Annotated in this window: 12 protein-coding genes; 11 read left to right on the top strand and 1 reads right to left on the bottom strand. The window is 58.1% G+C overall.

Features of this window, described 5'->3' with window-relative positions:
* The first annotated feature begins 280 nt into the window (after nucleotides 1–280).
* Nucleotides 281–2,680 carry a YcdB/YcdC domain-containing protein gene (locus KXG62_RS29105; protein WP_218095518.1) on the top strand — a complete coding sequence of 800 codons (2,400 nt, stop codon included), beginning with the start codon at nucleotides 281–283 and terminating at the stop codon, nucleotides 2,678–2,680.
* A gap of 178 nt (nucleotides 2,681–2,858) precedes the next feature.
* Nucleotides 2,859–4,409 (top strand): sialate O-acetylesterase, encoded by a 1,551-nt coding sequence (locus KXG62_RS29100; RefSeq protein WP_218095517.1) that lies wholly within the window; start codon nucleotides 2,859–2,861, stop codon nucleotides 4,407–4,409.
* 88 nt (nucleotides 4,410–4,497) lie between these two features.
* On the opposite strand, the gene KXG62_RS29095 is transcribed toward KXG62_RS29100, so the two are convergent.
* Nucleotides 4,498–5,376, bottom strand: coding sequence for an AraC family transcriptional regulator (locus tag KXG62_RS29095; RefSeq protein ID WP_246627691.1), 879 nt, complete (start codon nucleotides 5,374–5,376; stop codon nucleotides 4,498–4,500).
* Between the two features lie 208 nt (nucleotides 5,377–5,584).
* On the opposite strand from KXG62_RS29095, the gene KXG62_RS29090 reads away from it, so the two are divergent.
* From KXG62_RS29090 to KXG62_RS29050, 9 genes are all read left to right on the top strand, one after another.
* Complete coding sequence (locus KXG62_RS29090) at nucleotides 5,585–6,322, top strand: rhamnogalacturonan acetylesterase (RefSeq protein ID WP_218095516.1); 738 nt, start codon at nucleotides 5,585–5,587, stop codon at nucleotides 6,320–6,322.
* Between the two features lie 24 nt (nucleotides 6,323–6,346).
* Nucleotides 6,347–7,927 carry a hypothetical protein gene (locus KXG62_RS29085; RefSeq protein WP_218095515.1) on the top strand — a complete coding sequence of 527 codons (1,581 nt, stop codon included), beginning with the start codon at nucleotides 6,347–6,349 and terminating at the stop codon, nucleotides 7,925–7,927.
* A gap of 48 nt (nucleotides 7,928–7,975) precedes the next feature.
* Nucleotides 7,976–9,259 carry a Gfo/Idh/MocA family protein gene (locus tag KXG62_RS29080; protein ID WP_218095514.1) on the top strand — a complete coding sequence of 428 codons (1,284 nt, stop codon included), beginning with the start codon at nucleotides 7,976–7,978 and terminating at the stop codon, nucleotides 9,257–9,259.
* Between the two features lie 147 nt (nucleotides 9,260–9,406).
* Entirely contained in the window at nucleotides 9,407–10,660 is a 1,254-nt protein-coding gene (locus tag KXG62_RS29075; RefSeq protein ID WP_218095513.1) for an ATP-binding protein, read from the top strand.
* Between the two features lie 115 nt (nucleotides 10,661–10,775).
* On the top strand, nucleotides 10,776–11,018 hold the full coding sequence (locus tag KXG62_RS29070; RefSeq protein ID WP_218095512.1) for a DUF7667 family protein: 243 nt from the start codon (nucleotides 10,776–10,778) through the stop codon (nucleotides 11,016–11,018).
* A gap of 241 nt (nucleotides 11,019–11,259) precedes the next feature.
* Nucleotides 11,260–11,871, top strand: coding sequence for a YdcF family protein (locus tag KXG62_RS29065; protein WP_218095511.1), 612 nt, complete (start codon nucleotides 11,260–11,262; stop codon nucleotides 11,869–11,871).
* 18 nt (nucleotides 11,872–11,889) lie between these two features.
* Complete coding sequence (locus KXG62_RS29060) at nucleotides 11,890–13,056, top strand: ROK family transcriptional regulator (protein ID WP_218095510.1); 1,167 nt, start codon at nucleotides 11,890–11,892, stop codon at nucleotides 13,054–13,056.
* Between the two features lie 108 nt (nucleotides 13,057–13,164).
* Nucleotides 13,165–13,935 carry a Cof-type HAD-IIB family hydrolase gene (locus tag KXG62_RS29055; protein WP_218095509.1) on the top strand — a complete coding sequence of 257 codons (771 nt, stop codon included), beginning with the start codon at nucleotides 13,165–13,167 and terminating at the stop codon, nucleotides 13,933–13,935.
* Between the two features lie 93 nt (nucleotides 13,936–14,028).
* Nucleotides 14,029–16,545, top strand: coding sequence for a phosphodiester glycosidase family protein (locus KXG62_RS29050; protein ID WP_218095508.1), 2,517 nt, complete (start codon nucleotides 14,029–14,031; stop codon nucleotides 16,543–16,545).
* Nucleotides 16,546–16,555: the final 10 nt, after the last annotated feature.

Here is a 16,555-nt window from a genome sequence, read left to right as displayed (position 1 = left end):
GCGAATATTGAAGCTGATAGATTAAAAGACACTGCGAGTAGACCGATTTAGAGACTCCAAAAAAAGACATCCGCCCCTAAAAAATGGAGGTAGATGTCTTTTTGCAACTTATGAGGGACGCCAGTAGAAAAAACGGAAGTTCTTCAGTGGCCTCGGTGAAGCAGCCTGCTCCTTTTCACGCTGCGGTTGAAAATTTCAACAAGTGAAACTTTTCGCTGCCGACAGCGTATTAGAAAGGAGTGCATGCACTAAATTTTGGTAGAATTGGAGTGTGATGGCGATGCGAAGACATCGGGAAATGCGGCGAAGCAAACGCAAGCTGTTCCTGTTCTCGATCTTATGTCTCAGTCTTATGCCGATGACGGCTTACGCCGATACGGTGACCACAACGATGACCGTCAGCGGCACGAGCGTTAGCGGCTCGGCGGCGGCGAAGCCGGTGTCTGCCGGCCCGGAGGGCATGGCGAAGGAAACCGCGAAGCCGGAAGCGAAAATAACGAAGGAAGAAGCGGTGGCCATCGTCCGGGCGTTGTTCCCGCAGCTGAATAAAGCCGAGCCGAGGCAGGTGGAGCTCGGCAACAATCATTCGTATCCGGCGCCTTATCAGAACGTGTGGAATATTAATTGGGAAATCAGAAACGGCAACAGCAGCTACGGCTTCAACAGCCTGGTCGATTCCATCAGCGGGGAGCTGCTGCAAACGCATGTAGGCGGCCCCTACGAGGACGGAGAGGAGGCATATTACCCGCCGAAAGTGTCTGAGGAAGAGGCGTTCCGGCTGGCGAAGGCGTTTCTGTTCAAGGCTTCACCGAGCTTGACGGAGGCCGATATTCGCACGGCAGACCAGCCGAAATATATGGAGGGCGCGCTGTTCGGGCCGGTGCAATATTATTTTAGCTTCACGACGATGATCAACGGCCTGCCGAGCCCGAACGAGAACATTTCGGTTACCGTCGACGGCAACGGGGAAGTGACAGCCTATAACCGGAACAAAACCGTATATGAATATCCTTCCTCGACGCCGACCGTATCGCTGGAGGATGCCACACGCCGATATATGTCCGCATTCGATTTGCGATTGCAGTACATACCGGTCTACAAGCCGTACGGGCAAGAAAAAACATGGTTTCTCGGCTGGACGCCAGCGGCTGTCGGAGAACTGATCATTGACGCGCATTCGGGCGACTACCTGAATTTTTCGGGCGAGGTCGTGCAGCCGGAAGAGCTGCAGTTCAAGAAGGTGCCTCAGGGAGATCGGCGCTTCGAGCCGGTCAAGGGGCAGGACGCGAACGGTTTGCTGACGTCAGATCAGGCATTCGAGCTGGTCGAGGCGTTATCGCCGGCGATGCAGTCGCGTACGCGCAGTCCCACTTACCTGAATAACCATTGGTCGGATCGAAACAAGCAGGTATGGAATTTGAACTGGTCGGAAAAGACGCCGTCGGGACCGTACGGCTCGCCGCAATCGAGTGCGATCGTCGATGCGGCGACTGGGCAAATTCTCGAATTCCGGGAAACGACCTTTTACCCGCCTTACATGCAGCAGCAGATGGCACAGGAGACCGCCGGCGAGGAGGCATCCGTTACGAAGCAGGAGGCCGAAGCCCAGGCGCTCGAGCTGGTGAACCGGCTGTACCCGAACGCTTCGGAGGAACTGCGGCAAATGGGCAGCGATCCGTTCGCGTCGAAGCAGGACGGCAACCGCAATTTCAGCTTCCGGTTCCAGCGGTTTATCGGGGATATTCCGGTCAGCGGCGATTATACGACTGTCGCGTTGAGTCCAAGCGGCAAACTGCTCACCTACAGCAGCTCGCGCTCCGCGCAGATTGACAAGGAGGCGGCGTCCCTGCAGGCGAAGGCGACGAAGGCGGAGGCTGAAGCGGCTTACCGCGAGGCGTCCGAGCTTAAGCTGCAGTACAAAAACTTCGGCGGCTACTACACGGAGAACAATGGCTATATTGAGCCGAACGTGAAGCTGACGTACGCCTACGCATTCAAGGACGAGAGCAAAACGGGGTCCATGTTCGACGCTTCGACAGGCCAATGGCGGTCGATGATGAACGAGATGAACCCTGCTGCCAACAAAGCCGCGCCGATGCCTACCGACGTGAAGGGCCACCCGGCGCAGCAAGATCTCGAAACGATGGTGCGCTACGGCATTCTGAAGCCGGACGATCGCGGAGAGCTGCGCCCCGAGGAGGCGATTACCGTAGGTGACTGGCTGAACATGGCGGCGGCGGCCGTGAGCCCGTATTACGTTAGCAGCAGAAGCTACAGCGGAAGCGAAGCGAAGCCGACCTTCGAAGATATTGCAGCGGACAGCCCTTATTACGCCGCCGCCGAGCTGTTCGCACAGAGCAAATGGCTGGACCCGAAGATCACGCCGAAGCTGGACGCCGGCGAGACGCTGACCAGAGAACGGCTGGCTGCGCTGCTTGTCGGCATGATGAAGTACGGCAAGCTTGCGGCTCAGTTTAACGAGCGGACCGAGCTGACCTTTGCGGACCGGGAACAAATCAAGCAGCAAGGCGTCGTATGGCTGGCCGTGCGGCTCGGATTGTTCGACGGAACGCAGCAGCGGTTCGAGCCGGCGCGCGCCGTAACGAAGGCAGAGGCCGCCACGGCGCTGATGCAGCTCGTGCGTCTGCAGGGCAAACTGGATCAAAGCATCGCCAGATAAAGCAATCATTTATCAATCAGTCAGTCTATTGCAACCCCTGCGGCCGGACCTTCGCCGCAGGGGTTGATTGCGTAGAGGAGCAATATTGTCAAGGTGTTCGACAACTTCGTCCATTGCGCAGGCGTAGAAGCCGTTCTATGCTTAGGATAAATTATGTTGTGCGGGAGGGAAGCAGCGCATGCAGCAGTCGTTTCAGCTTGCATCGATGTTCACGGATCATATGGTGTTGCAGCAAGGGGAGCCGGTGCCGGTGTGGGGCAGCGGGCCCGAAGGAGTGACGGTCACGGTTGAATGGGGAGGAGAGACAGCGCAGTCGACCGTGCAAGGCGGGCGCTGGAAGGTAAGGCTGCAGCCGAAGCCGGCGGGAGGCCCGTTCGAACTGGTCGCCCGCTGCGGCGATGAAGTCATCGTACGGAAAGACGTGCTGGTCGGAGAGGTGTGGCTGGCGGCGGGGCAGTCGAATATGGAGCAGCCGCTGTTATTTACGGAAGACGGGCTGGCGGAGGCGGCAAGCGCAAAGGCACCGCAGCTCAGATTGTTTACAACGCCGCGCCGCCCGTTCCATGATGCCCGGGTGCCGGGCTGGCATTTCGTCGGGACGATGTCCGGCGACGCCCGCTGGCAAACGTGCACGCCGGAGAGCGCGCTACAATTTTCGGCGATCGGCTATTACTTCGGCGCCTTGCTGCAGCGATCACGTTCCGTGCCGGTCGGCATCATCAGCTGCAACTGGGGCGGAACGCCGATTCAAGCCTGGATGAGCGAGCGTTATTTGGAACAAGACCCGGATATGGGCGCAACACTAGCCCATTACCGGAATCACGTGGCAGCGCATGATGCAGAGCAATATGAACGTGAATACGCCGAATACATCCGGCAGCTGCAGCGCATGATCGACGAGCGGGGCGATGTCCGGCAGCAGATTCGCGCGCTTGGATTGGACGGGTACCGCCGGTGGGCATCGGCGAATCCGCTCATATGGCCGCCGCAGCCTATCGGCCCGAAGGCGTACTTTCGCCCTGGCGGGCTGTACCATACGATGCTCAGAACGGTTGCCCCTTACCCGGTCCGCGGCGTCTTGTGGTATCAAGGCGAAAGCAACGCCGTCCCGAAGGAGGCGCTGCATTACCGCAAATGGCTGGCCGCGCTCATCGAAAACTGGCGGGAGGACTGGGAGAAGCCGGACCTGCCGTTCCTCATCGTGCAGCTTTCCGCCTACGCGCCGCTGCGAGGACCGAACGGCACGGTGTGGGCGACACTGCGGGAATCGCAGGAAGCTGCGGCGCGCACAGTTCCCCGCACGTCCATGGTCGTTACGATCGATTGCGGGGAGCATGACATCCACCCGGTAAGGAAGCGACCGGTGGCGGAACGGCTGCTGCTTGCCGCACGCTCCGACGTATACGGCGAACAGGTAGCATCGCAAGGGCCACGTTACCGCGTGATGCAAGTGGAAGGGAATAAGGCGATGATAGGGTTCGATGAGGCCTCCTACGGTTTGTGCGGGACGCAGGAACGGCTCGCGGGGTTTACGATCTGCGGGCCCGACCGGCGTTTTGTACCCGCGGAAGCCCGGATCGCCGGGAACCGGGTGGAAGTATACCATCCGGACATACCGACGCCGGTCGCGGTGCGATACGCATGGCAGAACATGCCCGAATTCAGCTTGTTCGGCGGAAACGGGCTGCCGGCTGCGCCGTTTCGCACCGACGACTTCGATCTCGAGTAAGAAGGGAACAATGAGATGCACCGCCACACTGGGGAGATAGGGCTCGTCCCGCTATTACACGACGGGGCGGGCCGCCATATTTAAAGTGTCACTCCTCGTCGTTGGGCTGAACCGGGTGTTTGCCTGCTTGCTTCCGGTAACGGAGCGGGGTGACGCCCGTTATTTTTTTGAACGTCGTGTTGAAATGCGCCACATGACCGAATCCGGTTTTCTCCGCGATCGTCAGCACCTTCTCTTTCGTATCGAGCAGCAGGCGCTGCGCTTCCTTGACCCGCACGACCTGAATGTATTCGCGGAAATGAAAGCCCGTAATTTTCTTGAAGATGCGGCTCAAATACGAAGGGCTGATATAGAACTGCTCGGCGATATGCTCGAGGCGAATATCCTCCATGAAATGATCGTTCAAGTAGGTTGCGATTTCCGTCATTTTCTCGTGCATCGGGTGAGCGTATTGAGGGGGCTCCTGCCTCCGGCTCTGGTTGTGCCGGTATATGCGGATCAGCAGCTTGGCCAGCGTAGCTTGGACATAGGCGCTGTAGCCGGTTTCTTCGTGCTTGCACTCGGCAAGCATGTCCTTGATCAGCTTCTCGATGTCCGGCTGCTCCTTCATCGGGAACCGCACCAATCTCGAGCCATGAGCGAACGGCAGCAGCGAAATATCCGTTCCCGGCAGCTCGGTCTTGACGAAATCATGGCTGAAATTGATCAGGATTCGTTCGAATTCGGGCACGTTCGAGCTGGTCGTCCGGTGAACGTCATGCGGATTAATAATGATCATGTCGCCCCGCTGAACGGTATAAACTTGACCGTTTATAAAATAAACGCGCTCTCCCTGAAGCAAATAATAAATTTCGTAAAAAGGATGAAAATGCGGGTCCTTCATCGTCGAGAACCCTTTTCGCCGCATGTATTGAATGGAAAAGTCCAGTTCCCCGATCGTGTATTTCGGACCGAACACATCGCGCACGCCGGTTCCTCCTCGCTAACGTGACATTTTGCTGCCATGATACCTTTCCTTGCAACCGCATACATCTATATTATCGCATTCACGCATGTTTTGGACAAAAAAAACAAACTTTCTCGCATTCCAGACACGTCCGTATGAAGATTAGCGCGATTTCATGCGATACAATGGAAACAATCGCAGCTCTTATACGATTGGAGGGAATCGCGCTATGAAGCCGTTGGCGGATGTCGATAAGGGCATTACCGTATTTATTGCCGGTGATTCGACCGCCGCAAATTATGCCGAGAACCGCTCGCCCATGGCGGGATGGGGGCAAATGCTCGGCTCCTTGTTCGAGCCGTCGGTGTTGGTGCGCAACGAAGCGCGCAGCGGGAGAAGCTCGAAGAGCTTCATCGAAGAAGGCCATATCCGCCGCATTGAAGAGGCGATCGGCGCAGGGGATTACCTGCTGATCCAGTTCGGCCACAACGACCAGAAGTCTGATGCGGAGCGGCATACGGAGCCGGACTCCACGTATCCGGACTTTCTTCGCCGTTATGTCGACCTCGCGCGAAGCAAAGGGGCGCATCCGGTGCTGCTGACTTCGGTCGACCGCCGCAAATTTAGCGCCGCCGGAGAGCTGGTCGGCACCCATGGACAGTACCCGGACGCCGTCAGAGCGTTGGCGGCGGAGCAGCGCGTTCCGCTGCTCGATGTGCAAGCCGTTACGCAGGAGGCGTACCGCCGGATGGGGCCGGAAGCAAGCAAAGCGTGGTTCGTCTGGCTCGCCCCAGGCGAGCATCCGAATTATCCGGATGGCGTGCAGGACGACACTCATTTTAACGAGACCGGCGCGCTTGAAGTCGCCAGGCTCATCGCTGCGCTGATGAAGGAGGCCGGCATTCTGCTTGCGCACAAGTTTGCCTCCGGCTCCGGCTCGGGCTCGGCGGCAGCGGCTGCACCATAACAACCAAACAAGGAGGCAGGAGCGATGGCATCTCGCGGCGATTCCTTGCTGCAAGCGGTACGGGAATATGCGGACAATGCGCTGCGGCACGGAAGGGACCGGTACGGCGACGCGACGCCGCTGCTTGCCGACGGCCTGAACGTGCGTACAGGCGAGCACGTCCGATGGAAGTCGGATGGACAAGAGTGGATCCTGTCCAATCTGGCCAATCAACAGCATCTGTTCCGAACGTTGTCGGGCCTCAGCCGCTTGACCGGGGAAGCCCGCTACAGGGAAGCGGCGGATCAAGCGATGGCGTTCGCCTTCCGGGAGCTGCGGTACGGCGACCTGCTGTGCTGGGGCGGACATATGGCCTACGATCTGGCTGGGAAAAAGCAAGTGCATGCGTCGGACAAAGGGCCGCAGCACGAGCTGAAATGCCATTTTCCGTTCTATGAATGGATGTTCGAGGTCGATCCCGCGCAGACGCGGAGCTATGTCGAAGCGGTATGGAACAGCCATGTAACCGATTGGTCCAATCTCGAGTTCAGCCGCCACGGGAAGCCGAGAACGCCGCCGGAAGGCGGCGTATGGAGCCGGCCTTACGGGGGCGGGGATGTGTTCTTCGAAGGGCAGGGCCTGACGTTTATTAACGCCGGCAGCGATCTGATCTACGCCGCCTCGCAGCTGTTCCGTTTCGGCGGAGACGAGCTCCCGCTGCAATGGGCCAAACGGCTGGCGCGCCGGTATGTGGAGACGCGGCACCCGGACACCGGGCTCGGCGGGTACCAGTTCAGCATTTCGATTCTTCCCGGACCGCGGGGGCGGGGCGACCGGGCGGTCGAGCAGTTCGGCGAGCAGCTTCTTCCGGAGCGGCCGATCGAAGCGAAGCTCACCTCCGTAGGCCAGCTTCGCACGATCCTCGGCCCGGCCGCCATCTGCAAGCTCGCGCTCGCCGAGACGCTGGGCGAGGCGGGACAGGAGTTCGGGCAATGGGCTGCGAAAGACTTAATCGCTTATGCCACGCATGCGTATGACTTAAGCGATAATACGTTCCATCCGGTACTGACCAGCGGCGTTCGGTTGACCGGCATACGGATGGAAAAGGACGGCTATTACGGCCGGCGGGGCGATGTGTTCCAGCCGGTTCATGGCGACGCGCTGCTGTTCTGGTCTTACGTGCGGGGCTACCGCTTCGCGGCCGATCCGCGGCTGTGGAGCGTCGCTCGCCGCATCGGCCTGCACCTCGGCCTCGGCGACATCGGCCTCGAAGCCGGTGCAGCGCCTGCGCTGCTCGAAACGGCGGGCGGCTTGCGAAGCCCGCATGCGATGATGGGACTGCTGGAGCTGTACCGGTGGAGCGGCGCTGAGCCATATCTGGACGCGGCGGAGCGCGTCGGTCTGAATCTGCTGCATGGCAGCTTCCGGGACGGCTATTTCCTTCGCTCCCCCGGCAGCGAGAACATGAAGCTGGATTGCCCCGAGGCGCTCATGCTGCTGGAGCTGGCTGCAGCACTCCGCGGGCGGGCGGAGGAAGTTCCGGCCTGCGTCGCCGGACAAAGCTTCTTCGGCGCGGCTTACGACGGGCTCGGTCATCAAATCGACAACAGCTTGCTGTACCGGTAGTTGCTTGCTTAATGTTGTGATGATTACGACGAACAGGAGTTAGCAGATATGATCAAACGATATGCGGTATGCGGGGTCAGCAACCGGGCGATCGGCATGTTTATTCAGCCGATCGCGACGACATTTTCGGGCAGCGCGGAAGTGGTTGCGCTGCTCGACATCGATCCGAGGCGCCATGAAGTATGCAAGAGCAAGTGCCCGCAGGTCGCGCAGGTGAACGAGTACGGAGCGGATGAATTCGCTCGTATGGTGTCGGAGACGAAGCCGGACGTCATTATCGTCACCGGCCGGGACGATACCCACGCGCGTTATATAATTCAGGCTTTGGAACAGGACCTGGACGTCATTACGGAGAAGCCGATGGCCACGACCGGCGCCGACTGCCGGCGCATTATGGATGCGGAAGCGCGAAGCAAAGGCAAAGTGACCGTCTCGTTCAACTACCGGTACGCGCCGATTCATACCCGCATCAAGGAATTGGTGCTTGAGGGCAAAATCGGGCGCATCACATCCGTCGATCTGAACTGGTATATCGACACGTATCACGGCTCGAGCTATTTTCAGCGCTGGAACCGCGTACGCGCCAATTCCGGCGGGTTATCGATTCACAAAAGCTCGCACCACTTCGATCTGGTCAACTGGTGGATCGGGCAAACGCCCGTCGAGGCGTTCGCTTACGGCGCGCTGAACTACTACGGTCCGGACGGTGAGCTGAATCCGGAGAAGCGGGATGGAAGATACTGCGCGAGCTGTGACGTGCGCCAGCGCTGCGCTTATTACACGAGGTGGAACAGCCGGAGCGCGAGCCTTACGGTGAAGGACGACCATCTGGGCACGGTGCGGACGGACCGTCCGGCGTACAGCGGATATCGTCCGGATGCCTGTATTTACGATTCGGAGATCGACATCGAGGACACGTATGCGGCAACGGTGCGATACGATGGCGGCGCGCTGCTCAGCTATTCCGTCAATTTTTCGCTGCCGTACGAAGGCTACCGTCTTGCGATTAGCGGAACGAAAGGGCGCCTGGAGACGATGGAATATCATGCGCCGAGCCGTGCGCCATTCCCGACGCCGGTACAGACGATAGATTATTTTCCGCTGTTCGGATCGAAGGAGACGATTCATGTCGTGATGCGGCAGGGCGGACACGGCGGAGGCGACCCGGTGCTGCTTGAGGATTTGTTCCTCGGTCCGGACCCGAACCGTTCGTACCGTATTTTGTCCGGAGCCCGGGACGGGGCGTATTCGATCGGGACAGGAGAAGCGGTCTGGAGGTCGGTTAAGGAGAACCGGCCGGTCCGCATCGCGGAAGTGCTGCAGTACGATTAACGATACAACGGCCGGGAGAGGACGGGCTTGCAGAGACGCTGCAAAGCCCGTTCTTTCGTTGCTGGGGAAACGCGAAAAATCACTAGAGAGCAGGGGATGCGTATGGTAGTATTATACATACAATTTCATAGAAGCTGGTGATGAAATATGTTTAATTACACAATTGAAGGCTTGCTGTTAAACGTATTTTTCGTCGCGTTCCCTCTGATTTTCTATCAATTTCTTCTCAACAAGAAGCTGGAAGAAAAGCCTGCTCTTCGCAATGCGCTTCATTATTCATTGTTCGGCGTCTCGATCCTGCTGTGCATGTTTTTTCCGATTACGATACAACCCGGATTGCAATTCGATTTCCGCATTCTTCCTTTCATTATGGCTTCTTTTTACAGCAACAGAACCGTCTCTGTCGCGCTTGTCGCTACACTGGTCGGCGTACGGTTCGCGCTGGGCGGGGAAGGCGCCTATCTGAACCTGATCTCCAGCTCGCTTGCCTTGCTGTGCATTACGATTGCCGAAAAGAAATACCATACCTTGACGCTCGCGAATAAAATGGCCGTCTCCGCAGCGATATCGTTTTTTTGCAAGCTCGTAGGCATCGGCTGCAATTATTTGTTTGATCCGAGCTATGTATCCGCCCACGCCGTCACGTTCTATGCCGTTCAGTCGGTCTTTATGGCGCTGATGATTTATATTATCGAATCGATCCGCAAAAGCTTCCAGCTGAGCGAGGAGCTGATTGAATCGGAGAAAATGAAAGTGGTCAGCGTCATCTCGGCCTCCGTGGCGCACGAAATCCGCAACCCGCTGACGACCGTGCGGGGATTTATACAGCTGCTGACGCAAAGCCAGGTCGATCAGGAGAAGAAGCTGCAGTACGGCAAGCTGTGTCTGGACGAGCTGGACCGCGCGCAGCAGATCATTAATGACTATTTGTCGCTGGCGAAGCCGCATCCGGAGCAAAGCGAGACGCTGAACGTCGGCGATGAAATTTATTACGTCAGCAAGGTGCTGACCTCTTACGCCAATTTGAGTGGGGTTGAAATCGTCGCGGAGTTTGACGTGGATCTATACGTCACGGGAGACCGGTCCAAGTTCAGGCAAAGCATCATCAACATCGCCAAAAACGGAATCGAAGCGATGGAAGCCAAAGGCGGCGTGCTGACCATTACCGCGAAGCGGCATAAGCGTTATGTCGTACTGCGCATTTGCGATAACGGCAACGGGATGACGCACGCGCAGATCAGCCGGCTCGGGTCGCCGTACTTTTCCAACAAAGAGAAAGGGACCGGGCTGGGCACGATGGTTTCGTTCAATATCATCAAAGGGATGATGGGCCATATCAATGTCCAGAGCGAACTCGGTCAAGGGACCGAATTTCAGATTATGTTCCCTTCCGTTTCATAGCGGGCCGGACAGGGTCCGAGGTTGGAAGGGGTCTAGATCTGTCTAAAAGAGCGGCGCGCTGCCTATACTGGGTAATAAGTCAGTGCAATATACAGGCAGGGCAGGGGATTAGCGTATGCTTTCGGTTCATTGGAGGCTTGCGGAGCTGTGGACGCTTCAGCAGCGAAGAGCTTTGACGGACATCGAGCAGTCGGAAATGTCGGCATGCTTGCATTACAATGCGGAATACGCTAGGAAGCTGGCTTCGCTGTACAATTGGTCGATGATGGCTTCCATGACGGGAGACATCGAATGGCAGCACGACATTTGCGGGCAGATCGACAAGCTGGAGGAACAAGGAAAATACATAGCGGAGTAATCGATGCGGACGGCTGTGCGGACAGCCGTTTTTTTGCGCGGTTTGCACGGTTGCAGCGTCTCGGCGCTGCGCGGAAAAATATTATGTTTATTTATTGTAAACATATTGAAGAAACCGGCGAACTGTCGTATTATAATAATTAATCAAATTGATTTATTAACTTGGTAGATGAGAGCTCAAGCATCGTACACGGATTGCCGGCACGAATGACTGCTCTTGAAAGGAAGAATCGCATTTAGCTATGGAACTGCTATGGACCGTACTTCTCCTCTTGGCCGCCGCAGCGGCGTGCGTGCCGCTCGCTTATTTTGTCTGGATGCATACCGCAAGGCTTCAGCGCCGCGATGCGGACGCTTTGATCGTACTGGGTTACCGGTGCGACGACGACCAGATTCATCCGATCTTGAAGGAACGGCTTGACGCAGCTTTGCAGCTGTTCCGGGAGCGCCGCTTCCGGTACGTTATATTGTCGGGGGGCGCTGTACGCTCGAAATTTACGGAAGCCGAGATTATGAGGGATTACATGGTCGCTCAAGGAATGCCCGAGGAGCGCATCATTATGGAGACGCGCTCGCGCAACACGGTGCATAATGTCGTGAATTGCAAGCTCTTGATGGAGCAATTCGGGCTTGCCTCCTGTCTTCTTGTCTCAAATTCCTTCCATATTCGGCGAATGCATTATATTATGAAGAGGTTGGGAATTCCTGCTTCCTTTTATGCCGCCCGCCACTTGCGGAGCATCGTGGGGCAGCAGCGAAAACTGACCTTCCAGGAAATCAAGGCTTACCGGTTGACGCTGCCCTGGATAGAAAAAGCGCTCAACATGTCTTCCCGTCAAATGATGGGGAAATGAGAAAGGTGCTGTATGCCGTTGAAGTCCGAAAGAACAACCAGCAACAAACTGCTTAAATCGATTAATCAGCAAAGGGTGCTGCGCCTGATCTACACGGACGGCCCGATCTCGCGGGTGGAGCTGGCCGAGAAGACGGGACTGACCCAGCAGACGATTACGAACATCGTCAACCGGTTTCTCGAGGACGACTACGTTCTGGAGACCGAGCCCGTGTCGGGCAGCAGCGGACGCAAGCCGATCCCGCTCATTGTAAGGTCGAACGAAATGTTCGCGATCGGAATCGAAATCGCCGTCAAATATATCCGCGGCGCGCTCATCGATTTTCAGCATCGGGTGATCAAGGAATTTAAAATCGACGTGCCCGTGTATGAAAGCAAGGATCATCCGCTTGATTTTGTTCGCCAAACCATCGACGAGCTGCTGCAGCATGTGCCTAAGACAGGCCAGTTGAAGGGGATAGGCTGCAGTATTCAAGGTCTGGTGGACGCGAAGCAAGGCGCAGTCATCTACTCTCCCGGTCTTCGCTGGCGCGAGTATCCGCTGCGGGAGAAGCTGGAGAGCTTGTACGATTTGCCAGTGTATTTGGAGAACGACGCCAACCTGCTTGCGCTCGTGGAAAATTTGAACGGCCGGCTCGCCGGCTCCGTCAACAACATTACGATCAAGTTCGACTACGGCATCGGCGGCGCAATCGTTCTGAACAACCAGCTGTGCACAGGGGCGACGCATGTCGCGGGTGAATTCGGCCATTACAAAGCGTTTGCCGGGAAGTATTTGCACAAATGCCACTGCGGCGCTTCCGGGTGTATGACCACGCTCGCTTCCGTCAGCGGCTTAAAGCGCAACGGCGGTTACGCGATCGAAACCTTCGGCAGCCTTCTGGATGCAGGAGACCCGCAAGCGGTCGCTTTGTTCGCGGCGATCGAGGAAGCGGCGGGACTGGCGATCAGCAATTTGATCACGATCTTCAATCCGGATCACGTCTTATTCACCGGGAAGCTGGTCGATGTGCTCGGACAGAGGCTGCTGCCGCTGCTCCGCAACCGTATTTTCGCAACGATCCCGGATTCGTGCAAAGGCGTCATCCTCGAGCATTTGCCGATTACGCCCGACGAGTCGACGCTTGCCGGCGGTCTTGTCATCAACCGGTTTTTCGATGTACCGCTCGAGAGCTTCTCGATGTAGTTTGAGCGGCTTGCTGCAAGAAAGGGCCGCAACATGGAATGAAGACCGGGACTGCAGGCCCGGAATCCGAAGATGAGACCCTTATGGGGATGGAGGAGAATATTTCAGATGAAACCGCAATATCGCTTATTGGCGCTTGACCTCGACGGGACGACGCTAACGGAAGAGAAAGTGATTACGGAGGAAACGGCCGATTGGATCAAACGGGCCGAGCAAGCGGGCGTGACGGTCGTGTTTGCGACGGGGCGCGGAACGCAGACGACGCAGGCGTATTGGGAGCAGCTTGAGCTTCAATCGCCGATGGTGCTTGTGAACGGGGCGGAGATCTGGGAGCGTCCAACCGTGCTGAAGGAGCGCCAAACGATCAGCCGTGAGCATATCCGCAGGCTGAAATCGCTGGCCGACGAGTGGGAAGCGCACTTCTGGGGCTACAGCGTCGAAAGCTTGACGAGCAAACGCCGCTGGACAGAGGAGATGTTCGAGCGCGATTGGATGAAATTCGGTATTCGTCATACGGATCTGCCTACGATGGAGCGCATTCGCGAGATCGTGGCCGGCTGGGGCGAGCTGGAGATTACGAGATCGAATATTTCCAATATGGAAATTTCTCCGTTAGGCGTGACGAAGGAGAGCGGCATCCGAAAAGTATGCGAGCATCTCGGCATCGGGATGGACCAAGTGATGGCCGTCGGCGACAATATGAACGATCTGCATCTCATTCGCGCGGCAGGCCTGGGGGTAGCGATGGGCAATGCGGACGATGAATTGAAGCGGGAAGCGAATGTGCTGACGGATACGAACGAGCGCGCTGGCGTAGCCAAAGCGATTCAGCGCTACGTGTTCGGACTCGACGTGGACATTCCGGCGGAAGCGGTATAAGCGGCTAACTGCCCGGCTCCTGCGCAGCTTCGATGCTGCGCGGGAGCGATCACACGGGGCGGCAAAGATCCGGCCCGGACGAGGAGGGATTGTATGGTGCATCCATCGGCTGCATCCGAATGCGAAAGCGGTTGCAATTGGATTGTAGCCCATACGTATGCGACGGACGTGGCTCCAGGCGTTCATTACGTCAACCGAACGCTGGAACGGGGCAGCTTGTCGGAATCGGTCCATCTGATCGAGATCGATCCGAAGAACCGATATGTAGCGCTGGAGCCTGTATCGTCGCTAGGCAAAGTCGTGCGGCTGGAGACCGTCGGCCGCCTGTTGGAAGAGACCGAGCGCCGCGGCAGGCGCGTCGTAGCCGGCGTCAACGGCGACTTCTTCAGCTATATCGGCGTCCCGTCCGGGCTGCAGATCGCAGACGGCGAAATCATTACTTCGCCGGCGGTGACCAAAGTGCTGCTGGCCGTCATGGCGGACGGGACGGTCCGGCTGGAAGAGCAGGTGGCGATGCAGGCCGCATTGCATGATGACGAAGGACCGGTCTTCCATGTCGATATGGTGAACCGGACGCGAACACGGAATCATACGGCTCATGCGTTCGCCTATACATGGAGGTTCGGCGATTCGACCCGGACGCCGGACGGAGGCGTGGAGGCGGTAATCGCCGCCGCGCGGCCGGGTGAGGCGGTCAAGCTCGTCCCGGGGCATCCTTGGGAAGGCATCGTCGCCTCGGTCGCGGAAGCTTCGAATACGCCGATCGACGGCACGTCCCTCGTGCTGTCGGCGACCGGCGCCAAGGCAGAGGAGCTGAAGCGGCGGCTCGCACCGGGGAGAGCCGTGCGGTTGACCATCGGGTACGGCAAGGGCATCCAAGCGGCGAAGCAAGTCTTGTCCGGCAGCTCGACGCTGGGGCTCGCGCTGCTCCGGGCCGGGCAGGTGCCGGAAGCGCTGTTCGACCCGGCGGTGCGGCTGAACGGCGATCGTCATCCCCGGACGATGGCGGCGACGAAGAACGGCAAGCTGTACCTCCTGCTCGTCGACGGGCGCCAGCCCGGATTCTCCAGCGGTATTACGCTGGCGGAAGGCGCGCAGATGCTGCAGCAGCTTGGCATGGAGCATGCGATCAATCTGGACGGGGGCGGCTCGACGACATGCTACGTTCGCCTGCCGGGGGATGCGCAGGCATCCTTGACGAACCGGCCCTCGGACGGATACGAGCGCGAAGTCGGCAATGCGCTGGCGATCGTCTCCACGGCGCCTTCATCGGAGCTGGAAGCGCTCGTCATTCAGCCGGAGAAGCCGCAGCGGGTGCTGGCAGGCAGCAGCATTACGTTCACCGCCAAAGGACATGATCGGTATTACAACGCGGTGCCGGTATCCCTGGAAGCGCTCGAATGGTCGCTTACGGGCTCGATCGGAACGATTACGCCGTCGGGTAGGTTTACCGCCGGGATGGACTCGGCTGAAGGCGCCGTTCTGGCGTGTAACGGCGGCATCGCATGTTCCAAAATGATACAAGTAACATACCTGTTACACAAACTTGTGATCGAGCCGGGGACGTCTGTTGTGGAGCCCGGAGGCACGCTTCAGTTTCAGGCGAAAGGGTATGACGAAGACGGCGAGGAAATCGCGCTGTCGCTTGACCGGCTTGTGTGGACGGCGACGGCAGGCGCTTGCTCCGCGGATGGCGTGCTTCTGGCGCCCTTCGAAGCGGCGCAAGGCATGGTGACCGCGGCATGGGGCGGGGTCCAGGCGGAAGCCGTCGTTCACATAGGCAAACCGCATCTGATCATTGCCGATTTTGAATCGCTGGGTAAGCTCGCCGCTTCTTCTGTGAACGCCGTTCCGGATTCCGTAACGCTGGCTCGCGCGGCAAGACCGTCGCCGGTACGCTTCGGCACGTTTTCCGGGAAGCTGACCTACGATTTCACGCATACGTCAGGCGGTTCCAGAGCCGTCGTCGAGCTTCTGAATGACGCAGGCGGACCAGGGCGTGAAATCGAAGGAGAGCCGTACCGCTTCGGCTTGTGGGTTTACGGCGACGGAGGAGGCCACTGGCTGCGCGTTCGAATATCGGATGCGACCGGGCATGAGCGGTATTTGAATTTTACCGAAGCGGGCGGACTCGATTGGACCGGGTGGAAATACGTGCATGCGGATATTCCGAAGCAGACGCTGTTCCCGCTTCGCGTTCACCATATTTCGCTGTCCGAGCCGGATGATGCGAACAAAACGGCCGGCGTTCTGTACCTGGACGATTTCCGCGCGGAATACGTTCAACTGAACGAAGATGTCGAGGGTCCCGTGTTTACCGGGATGACGCCCGAGCCGGGGGGCGTCGTATGCGGGCTATGTCCGCTCATTTCCGTAACCGCTTTCGATGCGGGCAGCGGCGTCGAACCGTCCTCGGTCCGGTTATGGGTCGACGGGGAAGCCAGACCGCATCAATTTGATTCCGTCACGGGGGTGATCGCTTACCGATTGGAGCATGAGCTGGACGAAGGGGAGCACCGGGTTGTCATCGAGGCGGCGGACCGGGAAGGAAACCCGGCCGTACCGGCGGCCGCATGGAGCTTTACGGTAACATCTCAGACTACAGCTTGAAGCTCCGGCG

The organism is Paenibacillus solanacearum (genome assembly GCF_910593845.1).
Classification (GTDB): Bacteria; Bacillota; Bacilli; order Paenibacillales; family NBRC-103111; genus Paenibacillus_G; species Paenibacillus_G solanacearum.
Note: the sequence above shows the minus strand (reverse complement) of the source record. Positions and strands in the feature narration are given on the sequence as shown.

What these genes read in the sequence shown, in the direction of transcription:
- KXG62_RS29100 (WP_218095517.1), top strand. Translation starts at nt 2,859, where the DNA reads ATGCAGCAGTCGTTTCAGCTTGCATCGATGTTCACGGATCATATGGTG.
- KXG62_RS29090 (WP_218095516.1), top strand. Translation starts at nt 5,585, where the DNA reads ATGAAGCCGTTGGCGGATGTCGATAAGGGCATTACCGTATTTATTGCC.
- KXG62_RS29070 (WP_218095512.1), top strand. Translation starts at nt 10,776, where the DNA reads ATGCTTTCGGTTCATTGGAGGCTTGCGGAGCTGTGGACGCTTCAGCAG.
- KXG62_RS29075 (WP_218095513.1), top strand. Translation starts at nt 9,407, where the DNA reads ATGTTTAATTACACAATTGAAGGCTTGCTGTTAAACGTATTTTTCGTC.
- KXG62_RS29085 (WP_218095515.1), top strand. Translation starts at nt 6,347, where the DNA reads ATGGCATCTCGCGGCGATTCCTTGCTGCAAGCGGTACGGGAATATGCG.
- KXG62_RS29055 (WP_218095509.1), top strand. Translation starts at nt 13,165, where the DNA reads ATGAAACCGCAATATCGCTTATTGGCGCTTGACCTCGACGGGACGACG.
- KXG62_RS29080 (WP_218095514.1), top strand. Translation starts at nt 7,976, where the DNA reads ATGATCAAACGATATGCGGTATGCGGGGTCAGCAACCGGGCGATCGGC.
- KXG62_RS29050 (WP_218095508.1), top strand. Translation starts at nt 14,029, where the DNA reads ATGGTGCATCCATCGGCTGCATCCGAATGCGAAAGCGGTTGCAATTGG.
- KXG62_RS29065 (WP_218095511.1), top strand. Translation starts at nt 11,260, where the DNA reads ATGGAACTGCTATGGACCGTACTTCTCCTCTTGGCCGCCGCAGCGGCG.
- KXG62_RS29105 (WP_218095518.1), top strand. Translation starts at nt 281, where the DNA reads ATGCGAAGACATCGGGAAATGCGGCGAAGCAAACGCAAGCTGTTCCTG.